Origin of the sequence: Luteolibacter ambystomatis, assembly GCF_018137965.1 — a bacterium.
GTDB classification, from domain to species: Bacteria; Verrucomicrobiota; Verrucomicrobiia; order Verrucomicrobiales; family Akkermansiaceae; genus Luteolibacter; species Luteolibacter ambystomatis.
Map to the genome: position 1 here is coordinate 4,866,210 of NZ_CP073100.1, position 14,229 is coordinate 4,880,438.

Consider the following 14,229-nt stretch of genomic DNA (forward strand, 5'->3'; position numbering starts at 1 on the left):
ATGCAGCACTCCATGGGAGCACGTCCGCTGAAAATGTTCCTGTCCGCCGGTGAGGTGAGCGGCGATTTTCAGGCGGCCCAACTGGCGCGGACGCTCCAGCGCATCCACCCCGGAGTGGAACTCGTCGGCTACGGTGGTGATCACATGCGGTCCGCTGGGGTGGAAATCCGCTGCGACACCGCGGGCTGGGGCTACGTGGGCATTCAGGAATCGCTGCGATTTCTCCCGGAAATGCGCCGCGCCCGGGCCAAACTGGCGGAACTGCTCAAGACCGAGCGCCCCGATCTGGTGGTGCTGGTCGATGGCGAGGCTTTCAATGAGCGCCTGGTCGCCGTGCTCCAGCGCGAGCGGATTCCTTTCGTCCACTATTTCGTGCCGCAGGTTTGGTTCTGGGGCCGCTGGCGTGCCCGCCGGATCGCCCGGCAAGCCTCGCTGGTGATCCCAGCCTTCCCGAAGGAGCTGGAGATTTTCCGCGAATGTGGTGCCCGCGCCGAGTGGTTCGGTCATCCCTTGCTGGATCTGGTCGAGAAGTCGGAAGAACCCTGCAACGAGGGTGGAGAGGATCGCCGCCCGGTGGCTCTCATGCCGGGCAGCCGGGTGCAGGAGATCGAAAGCCACGCGCCCACTCTCATTGCCTCCGCCAAACAACTGCGGAAAAAGAATCCGGGAATGAAATTCCTGCTTCCGGTCGCAGCCCAGCACCTCCGCGCGCCGCTGCTGCGCATGATCGAAGCTGCGGACATGACCCACGCCATCGAGCTGCGCCCCGGCTGGTCCGAGCGTGTGGTTTCGAAGTGCCGTCTGGCACTGGTGGCCTCCGGTACCGCCACGCTGGAAACCGCCCTCGCAGGCGTGCCGATGGTGGCCTTCTACAAGGTCCGCAAGTTGACCTTCTGGGCGGCGAAGCTGCTGGTGAAGAGCCGCTTCGTGGCGATGCCGAACATCCTGCTGGACGAGTCCGTGGTGCCGGAACTGCTGCAGGAAAATTTCACCGTCGATTCGATCGTCTCCGAAGCATCCGCCCTGCTGGATGATCCTGCTCGTGCTGCGGAAATGCGCCGGAATCTGGCCCGCATTCCTGCGGTGTTGGGTGGTCATGGCGCCATCGAGCGCGCGGCGTGGGCGCTGGTGCATCTCACTGCCGAGCACGAAGCGGTACCCGTGGGCGTGCCCTGCCAACTGAAATCCGCCTGAGGAGCCGCGCCGTGTCCCGCTCCCGCCGGCTGCTGATAGGAGTCATCACCGCGTGCCTCATCCAGCTCGCGAGGCTGGTGGTGCGGACCAATTTCTTCCTGGCCCGCTGGCTTCCCGACCGCTGGTTGGCGAGACTCGGCCATCCCGTTGCCGTTTTCATGCGGCATAGTCACAAGGACAAGATCCTGTCGCGGATGGAGCAGGTGCTGGGGCCGTTCGAGTCGGAGGGTGGGCGGGAGCGCGTTTGGCGGCTTCATTTGGAACACATCGGCCGCTGCGTGTTCGAGCCGTTCCAGATGTACTGGTCCACCGATGAGGAGCTGGTGGCGAACATCACGATTTCCGGTGAAGATCTCCTTCAACAAGCTTTGGCGGAGGGAAAGGGCGCGGTGCTGTTCCTCGATCACATGGGGAATCCCGGCTCGTTGGTCGCGGCCTTCGGTCTCCGTGGCTACGACGTGGCCATCGCGGGCAATCCGGTGATCGCCGTGGAAGACATGGTCGCGCGGTTGTTCAAGCGCGGGCGGGTGGAACGCGTGCTGCTGGGGGACCGCATGCCCGCCCGCATGGCGGAGATTCTCAAGCGCAACGGACTCTTCGGCATCTTCATCGATTTTCCGGTGGTGCTGAAACACAATGTCATCCTCCCCTTCGGCCGGACCGGTGCGAGCGTGAACCTCGGCCCTGGATTGCTGGCTCTGCGGCAGGGATCGCCCGTTTTCAGCGTCACCAGCACACGGACCGGCCCGAACCGGCATGAGGTGGTGGTGAAACCCCTTGCCCGGCCCAATCCCGCGCCATTGCGCCCGGCTGCGGCCGAACTGGTGGGAAATGCTTTTGATTCCATGGTCGAAACCCTCCGCGTTCATCCCGATCAGTGGTGGCCGTGGGACGAGGTTTGTCTTGAAAACCCTCCTGCTTCCTGTCTCTCAAACGAGCAATCCGCCCCGATATGAGCGCCACCCAGACCCCTGCCCGCACCCCGGGGCCCTCGCGCCTGGACCTTCTGAAGCATTTCTTCCGTTCCGGCTTCCGTTTCGTGGAGGCTCTCACGGAGGAGGCGGAAAAACACGGTGACACCTTCGTCCTGCCGCTGGAGGTGCCGACCTATATCCTCCGCAATCCGGATGACATCAAACACATCCTCGTCTCCAACCCGCTGAACTACCACAAGACCGGTGGCCTGACGGTGGGTGAGAAGGTGATCGGCCAAGGACTGGTGAGCAGCGAGGAGCCGTTGCACGGCAAGCAGCGCCGGACGATGCAGCCGATGTTTCACAAGGCATCGATCTCGAAGTTCACGGAGATGATGCTGGAGTCCACCGCGTCCCACACCCGGGATTGGAAGGACGGCGACTCCATCGACATGTCGCTGGAGATGATGCACCTCACCATCACCATCGTGGGGCTGTCGCTCTTCAACGTGGACCTCTATCGCGAAGGCCGCGAGCTGGGCATGGAATTCAACCGCGCGCTGAATCTGGTCACGCGCATCCAGCTCATGCCTTTCCTGCCGAAGTGGGCGATGGGCTCGCTCCAGCGCAAGCTTGACGACAGCATCTCGAAGATCGACGAGGCGATGGCAAAGATCATCTCCGACCGACGCAAGCTGCCGGAAAGCGAGTGGCCTCACGACCTGCTCAGCATGATCCTCGCATCCCGCTACGAGGATGGCTCGCCGATGCCGGACAAGCTGGTGCGGGACGAGGTGGTGACCATCATCCTCGCCGGTCATGAGACGGTGGCGAATCATCTCAACTGGACGTGGTACCTGCTGGCCCGCCACCCCGAGGTGCATGACAAGCTGCTCAAGGAATGGGACGAGGTGCTGGGAGGTGAAGAACCTTCCATGGAGCACATGGGACGCCTGCCCTACACGCTGATGGTGCTGGCGGAATCCATGCGCCTTTATCCACCGGCGTGGACGTTGGCGCGTCGCGTCGTTGCCCCGGAGAAGCTGCCCAGCGGGCTGGAGCTGAAGGCGGGCGACGAACTACTAATTATGCAGTACGTCTCGCACCGGAATCCGGCGTATTTCCCGGAACCGGAGAAGTTCATTCCCGAACGCTTCTCGGCGGAGAACAAGGATTCCATCCCGAAGTATGTGTACTATCCCTTCGGGCTCGGGCCGCGCTTTTGCATCGGCGAGGGTTTCGCCCGTTTGGAAGCGCTGCTGTTGCTGGTGAAGATGGGGCGTCGCTTCCGCTTTGAAATGGCGCGGTCGGGCGAGGTGCGGCCGGAAACCCTGATCGCCCTGCGTCCGCGCAAGGGCCTGCCCATGATCGTCCGCAACGCCCGCTGACCCCGGTTCGTTTCCGCATGTCGCAGAAGCCTGAAAGCCGGATGCCAGCAGGGGTGCCGGATCCGCCGTGGCGGATTTCAGCAGCCTGCTGGCTGGTGATCGTGCTGTTTCATCTGCTGCGCTGGATGCCGCGGCGTTGGATGTACGGGCGGGTCTCGAAGCGGCTCGGTTTGGCCGCCCGCCATCATCTCAAGGAGCGCGTGATGGATCACGTGACCCAGGTGCTCGGTGAATTCGAGTCGGCGGATGCGCGGGAAAATTTCTGGGAATCCCATGTCGATCATCTCGGGCGCTGTGTGCTGGAGCCCATCGACCTGAGCTGGATGCCGCGCGCGGAGATGTTGGAGCGGATCGAAGTCGGTGGTTGTGAAATCCTCGATGAAGTCCGGAGCGAGGGCAGGGGAGCGGTGTTGTTTCTCAACCATCTCGGTAATCCTGCGACGGTCGTCGGTGCGCTGGGGCCCCGTGGGTATGATCTGGCCATCGCGGGCAATGCGATCAACTACGCGGACTCGAAGGGCATGTACCGCCTTGACCGGTTGGAGAATCTCATCCAGCGGATGTTCCGCAGCGTGGATGTGGAGCGCGTGTTGCTCGGTGAGGAACTGCCGGCAAAGATGGCCCGGGTGCTGGCGCGGAACGGTTTCTTCGGGATGTTCATCGATTTTCCGGTGGAGGAGAAACACAACGTTGCATTGCCTTTTGGCGGACGGCTGATGGACGCGCACATCGGTCCCGCCCTGTTGGCTTTGCGCCACCGCGTGCCGGTGTTGATGGTGACCTCCCATCGGACGGGTGAAAACCGCCACCGCCTGGAGATCACGCGGGTGCCACTGCCGCCTCCGGAGCTGCGGTTGCAAAAGGCGGCTGAAGAATTGCTTCGATCCGCGCTGGGCCAGATGTTGAATTCCGTCCGGCAGCATCCCGATCAGTGGTGGCCGTGGGACGTCGTCCGCCTTTCCCCTTTTCCTTCTTCCGAATCATGACCGAACCCATCAAGCCGAATGGACGCGCCGGCGAGCCAGTGCCCGGCAGGCTTGAGATGGCCGCACGGCATTTCTTCGGGTGGGTTTACACCTCGACGTTCGCTTGGTTGAGGAGCCTGCCGGATGACCGGGCCATCGTCCGCGCACGGAAGTTCAGCAAGCTCTTCATTCACGCGGAGGAAGTCTTCGCGCGGCGGAATGTGCCGCTGGCCAATGATCCCGCGCTTGCGGAGGAAATTCATGCGGGCCGCTTCGAGTATCTGAGCCGCCTCCATGTCCACATCGCCAAGCTGCAAGGAGCGGGTCCGGAAGGTGTGCTCTCGCAGGCGGTGGTTTCGGGAGAAGAACATCTCGTGGAAGCATTGGCTCAGGACAAGGGCGTGCTGATGGTTTCCGCACATGCGGGAACGTGGTGGCATGCTCCCGCGGTGGCGGCCTCGCTGGGGCATCCGGTTTCCTCGGTGCTCACGCAGCATTTGCCGAATGCCATCGTCCGTTATCTGGAACAGGTCGCACGTGAACTCCACTGCGCGCTGACCTTCGTGCGCATGGGAGCTTACGAAGGGGCGAAGGCCGCCTTCCGTCAGAAAGGCATCTTCTATCTCTCCTTCGACTTCGCCTCGCGCTCCGACCGCAGCATCTGGATGCCGGTGGGGAATCATGGCGTGTTTCCGGTGGATACCGGCCCGGGGGTGATGGCGGTGCGTCATCAGGTGCCCGTCGTGTGGGTGGATACCTGGCACGATGAACAAGGGCGGTCCAACATCCGCTTCCTGCCCGCGATCCAGGCAGGCAAGGGGACCGGATATTCCGCACCCGGTCTGGTGTTGGAGTATTTCCGGAAGCGCCTCGCCGACCAACTCTCGCGGAATCCGCAGCAGTGGTGGTTGCTTGGCCACGGTCATTTGAAGGCGCGCTCCGAGATTCCTGCGGATCCCGTGTTTTCCTCCTCCCAATCGCATTCCGCATGACCCAGTCCACCCAACGGCGCGCACCCGGACCCGGCATCGCCGCCTTTGTCGGCAATGTCCTCCGGCACAAACTCAACTTCGTCGACTATCTCGTCGAACTCGCGTCGCGTCATGGCCATCTCTATTCGCTGCCCATGGCGGTGCCGACCTTTGTGATCCGTGATCCAGCGGACGTGAAGCATTTGCTCGTCAGCAATCCACTGAACTATCACAAGACCGGCAGCTTGACCGTGGGGGAGAAACTGTTGGGCCAGGGGCTCGTCAGCAGCGAGGAACCGCTTCATGGCAAGGAGCGGAAGATGATGCAGCCGATCTTCCACAAGTCGTCCATCGCCGGATTCGGCGAGATGATGGCCGGCGCGACGGAACGCCACATCGCGAATTGGAAGGATGGCGACCACCTCGACATGGCGGAGGAGATGATGCATCTCACCATCTCCATCGTCGGCCTGTCGTTGTTCAGCATCGATCTCTATCACGAAGGCCGTGAACTGGGGAACGAGTTCGGGCGTGCGATGAAACTCGTAACCCGTATACAACTGCTGCCGCCGCTGCCGTCATGGATCACCGGCGGTATCCACCGTCGTTACGATGAATCCATCGCCATCATCGATGCGGCGATGACGAAGATCATCTCCGATCGCAAGGCACTGCCGCAGGAACAGTGGCCGAACGACCTGCTCTCGATGCTATTGTCCGCGCGCTATGAGGATGGCTCCCCGATGCCGGACAAGCTGGTGCGTGATGAGGTGGTGACCATCATCCTCGCCGGTCATGAGACGGTGGCGAATCATCTCAACTGGACCTGGCACCTGCTCTCGAAGCATCCCGACGTTCACGGGAAGATGGCCGCTGAATGGAATGAGGTGCTCGGAGACCGGGTGCCCGCCATTGAGGATGTCGGTCGCCTCGCCTACACCAGCGCGGTGCTGGCAGAGTCGATGCGCCTCTATCCGCCGGCATGGACGCTGGCGCGGCGGGCGGTGGGCGAGGACCGTCTGCCATCCGGCATGGAGGTGAAGCCGAAGGACGAGTTCCTGATGCTCCAGTACGTCTCTCATCGTAATCCGGACTGGTTCCCTGACCCGGAAGCATTCCGGCCGGAGCGCTTCGAAGCCGGGAACAAGGAAGCGATCCCGAAGTTCGCCTACTATCCCTTCGGGATGGGGCCGCGCTATTGTATCGGCGAGGGCTTCGCCAAGCTGGAGGCGATGATCGCGGTCGTGCTCATCGGCCGCCGCTTCCGCTTTGAGATGGCGCGGAGCGGTCGCGTTGGAAAGGAAACCCTCGTGACCCTGCGGCCGCGGAAGGGGCTTCCCATGATCGTCCGGAAACGCTCCTGATAGTGTCCGATGATCCCCCCTCGTCATTTCGTGCCCGAGATCCACGATGTCCATCCGGGCATGGAGCGGGAACTCGATCTGCTGCTGAATGCATTCCCGGAAGCCGCGCGTCCGATGGCGATGATGCTGGTGGTGCCGGACTGGTCGGGAAGCTTTCCGCTCGACCGGCATCCGGGATTCGTCCGGCGGCTGAAGGAATTTCCGGGGCGCAAGGTGCTCCACGGCTACACCCACACGCTGGGGCGGAATCTCTTCAACACGCTCTTCTACGGCACCGAAAATCATTCGGAGTTTGCTTCGCTCTCTCCGGCGGTGGCGAAGGAACGCCTTGCGCGGTCGAAGGCGCTTTTTACGGAAGCCTTTGGTGAGGAGCCTTCGTGGTTCTGCGCTCCCCGGTGGGAGCAGAATGCCGCCGCGCGCGAAGCATTGGGTGAACTGGGCTTCGAGGGTTTCATGCTGTCCGGGCGCTATGAAACCCTGTCCGGACAAAAGGTGGAAATACCCGCCGTATGTTTCGATGACGGAGACTTGGGATGGCGGCATGCCGTGAACCGGGCGATCCGCCGTGGTCAATTCCGCCGCTGGCTGGCGGATGGCACCACCTTCCGGCTGACCCTTCATCCCGCCGAATTGTCCGTGCCGGAAACCTGGCGCCAGGTGACCGACCTGATGAAGACCCTTCAGGACGAGGGCTGGCAGCCGCTTGAATTCAGCGAAACGTGGTTCTCATGAATGCCGATCCGCGGGTTTCCATCGTGGTGGCTTCTTATAACGAAGCCGGGAGCATCGCCGCCTGCGTTCGTTCGTTTGCAGCCCAGCGTTGTGATGGAGGTTTCGAGATCATCATCGTGGATGACCGCAGCACCGACGAAACCGGTGAAATCCTCGCCTCCCTGAATCTCGATCTGCTGCGGGTGATCCGAATTGATCGCTTCGAGCATGCGGTACTGACTTCGCGACAGGTGGCGCTCGATACCGGTTTTCGCGAAGCGCGCGGAGAGATCCTGGTGGTCACGGATGCGGATGCGATCGTGCCGGAGGATTGGGTCGCGGGATTGTGCGCGAGGCTGGATGAAACTAGAGCGGACTTGGTTGGCGGTCCTGTGCGCTTTGCCGCCCGGTCGGACGGGGGCAACCGGTCGAACGCGCTCATGCAGACGGTGGACGGAATGTTTTACATCGGCGTCTGTTCGGTGCTCAACCGGCTTGGATTCAACTCGGGCTTCGTCTTCGGCAACTGCGCGTTCCGGAAGGACGCCTACTTCAAGATCGGCGGCTATGAGGCGATGGGCTTCGGGCTGACCGAGGATCTGGTGTTCGGGAGAGCGTTGAGAAAAGCCGGTGGTCGTATCGCGTTCGTGGCACAGCCAGCGGTTTCCGTCCGGGCTTGTAGCTCCTGGCGGGTGCTGCTGGATCGTGCCCAGCGTATCAGTGCGGGCGGCTGTTCCGCGCTGTCGGTATTGCTGGGAGTCTGGATGCTGCTGTGGGTGATCACCGCCGTGGGCGCGATGATTGCGCCCGCATGGTTTTTGATCCCGTTTGTCATCCGCTGGCTGGCGGGGGCCGCATTTGTCGCCTGGTGGCTGGCGCGCGGCGGTTTGTGGAGATTGCTTCCCGCGGCGTTGATCTTTGAACCGGCGGCGATCCTGACCGGCCTCGCGGTGATGTGGCGCGGACGGAGGGTGAAACGGGTCGAGTGGGGCGGCCTGACCTACGACCGCTGATGCTTCGGCTTGCTGGAGCCGGCATGGATTTTCCGCCACATGAAGCTGGGACGGTGGATCCAGTGTTTCCAAGTGCCGGCGAAGCGATGATAGACGTGCCCTCCGCTGAAGGCCTTTTTCCGGAGCAAGCGCAGGCCGTGTGAAACCACCGCGTCCTTGTCCATCACCTCCTGGAAGCTGTGGCCGCCTTTCTCCACGAATTCGATCAACGCATTCGTGAACACCACCGGGCCGGTGCGTGACAGGGTGGCATAGCGGTCCGATCCCTTCACATTCAGGATGCTGGCGGCCACGTGTTGGAGTACGAGTGCGAGGAACGGATGCCGTGCCTCCGCGGCGAAGGTCCATTGGCAGTACTGCGTGGGATGATCGCAGCGGAAGCGCTCGAATCCGACCAGCGCCCGGTCCTCCTCCCGGATCCAGTGATCGCAGGGCTCCAGGCATGCGGTGTCCGCATCGGTGTAGAGACCTCCGCGGGTGTAGATGGTGACGTAGCGCCACAGGTCGGTTTTCTCCACCTGCTTGTCGAGGCGGTGATAGAGATCCACGATGTCGATCCCGAGATCATCCAGCACGCCTTGGCGCTCGCTTTCGAAGAGCTCCTCGCAGTCCCGGTCGTCGAAGAGATGGAACCGGTAGCCGGGATTCATGCTCTGCCAGCCGTCGAGATACTCGCGCATCCACTTCGGCCACGTTTCCGGGGCTTTGTTTTTCCAGGTTACGTAAATGTCGCGCGGGATCACGGGGCGGATTGGAGTATGGCGAGGTTCCGCGGCGTGCGCAGGCCCGTCAAGGGTTGAGCAAGGAACCGGCGGGATGAATTTTGCAACTTTTTCCACACCGGCTGTTTCATGTGCGAACGGAAGCATCCGTCATCCCATCCTCAATTCATGAAACAACACCTCACGATCCTCGCGGGATTCTCCGCCCTCGTCATCAGCACCCAGTCGGCCCGCGCCGAGGGGGAAACCGAAAAGCCAGCCGAGCAGCGCGGCGGCGGCGCGGCCAAGGAGCGCATCCTCGGCAAGTTCGACACCAACAAGGACGGCGCCCTGTCGAAGGACGAGGTGGCTGCCATGCCCGAGCGCCTCTCCAAGCGCTTGCTCGAGCAATGGGACACCGACAAGAACGGCGAGCTTTCGAAAACCGAGATCGACGCCATCAAGCCCCCGGCGGGTGGCGGCGAGCGCCCGAATCGTCCGAAGCGCGACGGTGGCGAGCCGAAGAAGGAAGGCTGACCCAATCTCCAACAGAACGACTGCGGAACGCCGGACGGTGACGTCCGGCGTTTTGTTTTGGTGAAAAGAATCCCGCGCAACTTTTCGCTGTTGGAGCGCTTTCATCGGCAGACGGGCGATCCCCGTCGTTCCACCATCCACCATGAAACGATACCTCATGCTGCTCGTTGGTTCCACCGTGTTGCTGGCGGTTTCCCCTCTGGCCTCGGCCGCGGAGGGTGCCGGCCATCACAAGCATCACCGCCACGCGCACAAGCACCACAAGCATCGTCATCACAAACACCACCATCATCACAAGCATCACGCGTGACGGATGAAATGACGCCACTTTGCAAGTGGTGCGTATCTCACGCCGGACGGCAACGTCCGGCGTTTTTGTTTTTCAGAACCGGCGGGTTTATTTCCTGCAATTCCAATCGATCTACGTGATTCATCGTATAAGCAAAGGGGCCACCGGAAAACCACGTATCTATTTGCGAACGATTGGAGGCAAATCCGGGAATGGCTCCTTGACCGGGCGGAGCTGCGGGCTTAGCGGATGCCTGCCTTTTAGGAAATATCCGTGTCTATAATTGCATGAAACTCAAGAAACGAGCTTTGTTTGTGGCCCTTGGCCTGATTCTCCCTGCTTCCGCATCCACCTACAACTGGCAGGTCGCCGGAACCAACGACAACTGGAGCACCGGTGGTGTGGATGCCAACTGGTTTGTCGATGCGGGCACTGTTCTCTCTCCATGGGTGGATGCGAATGACGCCGTCTTCAGCGCCGCCACCGGTGAGACCGTCGCATTGAACGGCACCGTGGCACCTACTACGACCACCGTAGGATCTTCCAACGGAAGCTGGACCTTCAGCGGCACCGGCGTGCTCGGCGGCACCGGCACGCTCGTCAAGAATGGCACCGGCACGCTGACACTGGCGAACACCACCGTGAACACCTACAGTGGCGGCACGACGATCAGCGGCGGTACGCTTTCGATCGGCACCGGCGGCACCGGTGCGGCCACGTCCACCGTCGGCGCGCTCGGCACGGGCGCGGTGGCGATCAACGGTGGCGCCACGCTGAAATTGTGGATCAAGAACGACAACGCTGCGACCGCTCCCTGGACCTTTGCCAATGCCATCAACATCGACGGTGGCAACATCCTGAACGAGGACGGCATCAGCACGGTTTCCGGTGCGGTCACGGTCGGGGCTTCCGGCGCGACCTTCCGCAGCAAGTGGAATGGCAAGGCGCTCAAGCTTTCCGGCGTCATCTCCGGTGCCGGCGCGGTGACCGCCGCTCGTGCTGCGGATGGCGGCGGTGAGGCGGGAGCCACCGTGATTCTTTCCGGCGCGAGCACCTATTCCGGCGGCACCACCGTCGCTTCCGGGACTCTCCAACTGGGTGACAATGCCGCCACCGACTATGGTGGCACGGGCCGCATCGTCGGCACCCTCACGGCGAACACCGGCACCACGGTGATACTCGCGGGCAGCAACGTCTTCGGCTACAACACCGGCGCCAAGGTCAATGCGGTCAACCTCAACGGCGCCACGCTCAACCACACCGGCAGCGCCGACAATGGCTGGGGGGTCGCCTACACGCTTACCGGCGCGACCATGCAGACCACCGTCGCGGGAGGCAGGTTCTCCTTCGGCAACAACACTTCGGTCACCACCGTGGCCTCCGCGAACGCTTCGACCATCTCGGGGCAGATCAATTTCCGGGAGAACAACACCGGCAACACGGTGCCCTTCAATGTGGACGATGGCGCTGCTGCCACCGATCTGCTCGTGAATGCGAATATCCAGGGCGGAGCGGTTGGTCTGACCAAGTCCGGCACCGGCACCATGGTGTTGAACGGCGCGAATACTTTCACCGGTCCGTCAACGATCAATGCAGGCTCGCTGGTGCTCGGATCCGGGGGTTCGCTGGCATCTTCCGCGGTTACGGTGAATACCGGAGCCGGGTTCCAGGTGGCCGCCACGGGGAAAACGCTTCCGGCGCTGACCGCCAATGGCACCACCACCCTTGGTCTTGCCGCGCGGACAGCCGCGACCACGACGGTGACGGGCGCCGTGACTTTCGGAGCGGGAGCCGCCACGACGGTCAACGTGCTGCCCTTGAACGTTCTCCAGGTCGGCCAGGTATATGACCTCGTCACTGCGGGGAGCATCACAGGTTCCTCCACTTTCACCACCGCGCTGCCGGCTGGTTCCCGCGCCGCCGGTACCACCGCCATCAACGGCAACAAGATCCAATTCACGGTCACAGCGGGCACGGGCAATCTGGTCTGGAACGACGCAGCCGCCACCGGCGTGTGGGATCTGAACACCACGGCAAACTTCAACAACGGTGGCTCGAACGACGTGTTCAAGGTCTCCGATGCCGTTACGTTCGATGACACCATCGGAGCAGGCACCCGGAACATCACGTTGACCGGGGCTCTCTCGCCCGCCCAGGTCACGGTCAACAATTCCTCCGGCGACTATACCCTGGCGGGTGCCGGCAGCCTCACTGGCGGCGGAGCTCTCGTGAAGAGCGGCTCATCGAAGCTCACCCTCGGCTCGGCGGTCTATGGCCTGACCGGTGCGGTTACGGCAGGTGGTACCGGCACGTTTGACCTCGGAGCCAAGACGATCACGCCCTCCTCGCTCACGCTTTCCGGTGCGACTCTCGCCAATGGCACCGTTTCCAGCGCGAGTGTCGATGTGCAGTCGGGCACGTCCACCGCGGTGATCTCCGGCTCCGGTACGCTTGCGAAGACAACGGGCGGAACGGTGACGCTGAATGCCGCGAACACCTACACCGGCGGCACCACCGTCTCGGGCGGCACATTGGTGGCCGCGACCGGAAACGCTTTGGGAACCGGTACCGCCACGATCAACGCGGGAGGCACGCTCGATCTGGATGTCGGCTACGGGCTCTCCAATACGATGACCGTCAATGGCGGCACGGTGGCGATCAAGCGGGGCACGACTTTCACGGTGGATGCACCCACGCTCGTATTCGCGGGCACCGGTGGCACGGTGACTTCCTACGCCGGAACGGGTGACACCGCGACCCTCCAGGGCTTCGATGTCAACAGCACCGATATCCAGGTGAACACCGCGTCCACCGGCACCATCGACTCCAGCGTCGTGATTTCCACCCGCACCTATGGCTTCCGCTTCGATGTCAATGGTACGGGCAATCTTGTGGTGGCCGGTCCCATTACGGGAACCGGAGCCGCGGCAGGTGCAGTGGAGGCCGGCACCATGATCGGCACGGACAGCACGGCGATTTGGAAGCGCGGCTCGGGCAACCTCACCCTGACGGGTGCGAGCACGTTCACGGCGGGCACGAGCGTGCCCATGACCAGCATCCAGGATGGCTCCCTCACCCTTTCGGGGGGGAGCAACCGTTTGCCGGTGAACTCCGCGGTTTATCTGGGCAACACCGCCAACACGAGCGGCAAGCTCATCCTGAACGGCGTCGACCAGACCATCACGGGTCTTGCGAAGATCGGCACGGGAACCGCTTCCGCCGTTGTCGGCGCCTCCGCGGCGACCTCCACTCTCACGGTCAACAACACCAACGACTACGTCTTTTCGGGCAGCATCGGTGGAGCGACTCCGACCGAGAAAAACATCGCCATCGTGAAGAGCGGCACCGGCAAGCTCACGCTGTCCGGCACCAACACCTACTCGGGCGATACCACCGTCAGCGGTGGCATTCTCTCGCTGGGTGCGCCCTCGCTCGGCGATGCATCGAACCTGCGGGTCAGCGATGGCTCGGTCCTGGACCTCAATTTCTCCGGCACCGATACCGTCGGCAAATTGTATATCAATGGTCTCGAAACCACCGCGGGCACCTGGGGAACCAGCCTGTCCGGCGCCACGAACAAGGATGACATCCACTTCACGGGCACCGGCGTGCTGAATGTGACCGGGCTCGCGGCCGCCGCCTATGACAACTGGGCAACCCTCAAGGGGCTGGACTCCGGTAACAACGGCAAGACCCAGGACCCGGACAATGACGGTGTGAACAACTTCGAGGAGTTCGCCTTCGATGGCGATCCGAAGTCCGGTGTCTCCGACGGCAAGACCGTGGTGAAGGTGGCAACGGTCAACGGGCAGTCCGTTCTGACTTTGACGATGCCGATCCGCACCAACGCGGTGTTCCCCGGTCCGGTCAACCCGGGTGAACTGGTTTCGGCGAGTGTGGATGGTGTCATCTATCACATCCAGGCCGGATCGAATCTTGTGACCTTCCCGTTCGGAGTGGATCAGGTGTTAGGGTCCGATGTGACAAGCGGATTGCCAGCGAACCTGCCGCCGCTCACCTCGGGCTGGAGCTATCGCTCGTTCTATGTGCCGGGTTCCGATCCGGCGGGCAATCCGCGTATTTTCATGCGCGCGAAGGTCAACGAATGATCCGCCGACCGGCCGTTTGAATGATTCAGCCCGCTCCGTTCGCCCGGAGCGGGCTTTTTTTGTGATCGCGGTG

12 protein-coding genes are annotated in these 14,229 nt (G+C 62.5%); 11 read left to right on the forward strand and 1 reads right to left on the reverse strand.

Going from position 1 to position 14,229, the window contains the following annotated elements; genetic code table 11:
• The first annotated feature begins 12 nt into the window (after window positions 1-12).
• Genes lpxB through KBB96_RS19015 form a run of 8 tightly spaced genes read left to right on the forward strand, consistent with a single transcriptional unit; the run spans window position 13 to window position 8,520 of the window.
• A complete protein-coding gene (gene lpxB / locus KBB96_RS18980) occupies window positions 13-1,194 on the forward strand; it encodes a lipid-A-disaccharide synthase (RefSeq protein ID WP_211631069.1) in 1,182 nt (393 codons plus the stop codon).
• An 11-nt stretch (window positions 1,195-1,205) separates the two neighbouring features.
• On the forward strand, window positions 1,206-2,150 hold the full coding sequence (locus KBB96_RS18985) for a lysophospholipid acyltransferase family protein (RefSeq protein ID WP_211631070.1): 945 nt from the start codon (window positions 1,206-1,208) through the stop codon (window positions 2,148-2,150).
• Complete coding sequence (locus tag KBB96_RS18990) at window positions 2,147-3,496, forward strand: cytochrome P450 (protein WP_211631071.1); 1,350 nt, start codon at window positions 2,147-2,149, stop codon at window positions 3,494-3,496. The genes KBB96_RS18985 and KBB96_RS18990 overlap by 4 nt, the downstream gene beginning before the upstream one ends.
• Before the next feature lie 17 nt (window positions 3,497-3,513).
• Entirely contained in the window at window positions 3,514-4,482 is a 969-nt protein-coding gene (locus KBB96_RS18995) for a lysophospholipid acyltransferase family protein (protein WP_211631072.1), read from the forward strand.
• On the forward strand, window positions 4,479-5,453 hold the full coding sequence (locus tag KBB96_RS19000; protein ID WP_211631073.1) for an LpxL/LpxP family acyltransferase: 975 nt from the start codon (window positions 4,479-4,481) through the stop codon (window positions 5,451-5,453). Before KBB96_RS18995 ends, KBB96_RS19000 begins: the two co-directional genes overlap by 4 nt.
• Complete coding sequence (locus KBB96_RS19005; RefSeq protein ID WP_211631074.1) at window positions 5,450-6,796, forward strand: cytochrome P450; 1,347 nt, start codon at window positions 5,450-5,452, stop codon at window positions 6,794-6,796. Before KBB96_RS19000 ends, KBB96_RS19005 begins: the two co-directional genes overlap by 4 nt.
• A gap of 30 nt (window positions 6,797-6,826) precedes the next feature.
• A complete protein-coding gene (locus KBB96_RS19010; protein ID WP_211631075.1) occupies window positions 6,827-7,528 on the forward strand; it encodes a DUF2334 domain-containing protein in 702 nt (233 codons plus the stop codon).
• Window positions 7,525-8,520 (forward strand): glycosyltransferase family 2 protein, encoded by a 996-nt coding sequence (locus KBB96_RS19015; protein ID WP_211631076.1) that lies wholly within the window; start codon window positions 7,525-7,527, stop codon window positions 8,518-8,520. Before KBB96_RS19010 ends, KBB96_RS19015 begins: the two co-directional genes overlap by 4 nt.
• On the opposite strand, the gene KBB96_RS19020 is transcribed toward KBB96_RS19015, so the two are convergent.
• Complete coding sequence (locus KBB96_RS19020) at window positions 8,508-9,263, reverse strand: glycosyltransferase family 32 protein (RefSeq protein WP_211631077.1); 756 nt, start codon at window positions 9,261-9,263, stop codon at window positions 8,508-8,510. The two genes, KBB96_RS19015 and KBB96_RS19020, sit on opposite strands and share 13 nt — an antisense overlap.
• A 147-nt stretch (window positions 9,264-9,410) precedes the next feature.
• Here KBB96_RS19020 and KBB96_RS19025 point away from each other — a divergent pair, with 147 nt between their 5' ends.
• From KBB96_RS19025 to KBB96_RS19035, 3 genes are all read left to right on the forward strand, one after another.
• On the forward strand, window positions 9,411-9,758 hold the full coding sequence (locus KBB96_RS19025) for a hypothetical protein (protein WP_211631078.1): 348 nt from the start codon (window positions 9,411-9,413) through the stop codon (window positions 9,756-9,758).
• 142 nt (window positions 9,759-9,900) lie between these two features.
• Window positions 9,901-10,068 (forward strand): hypothetical protein, encoded by a 168-nt coding sequence (locus KBB96_RS19030; protein WP_211631079.1) that lies wholly within the window; start codon window positions 9,901-9,903, stop codon window positions 10,066-10,068.
• Window positions 10,069-10,334: 266 nt separating this feature from the next.
• On the forward strand, window positions 10,335-14,156 hold the full coding sequence (locus tag KBB96_RS19035) for a beta strand repeat-containing protein (RefSeq protein WP_211631080.1): 3,822 nt from the start codon (window positions 10,335-10,337) through the stop codon (window positions 14,154-14,156).
• The last annotated feature ends 73 nt before the right edge of the window (window positions 14,157-14,229 follow it).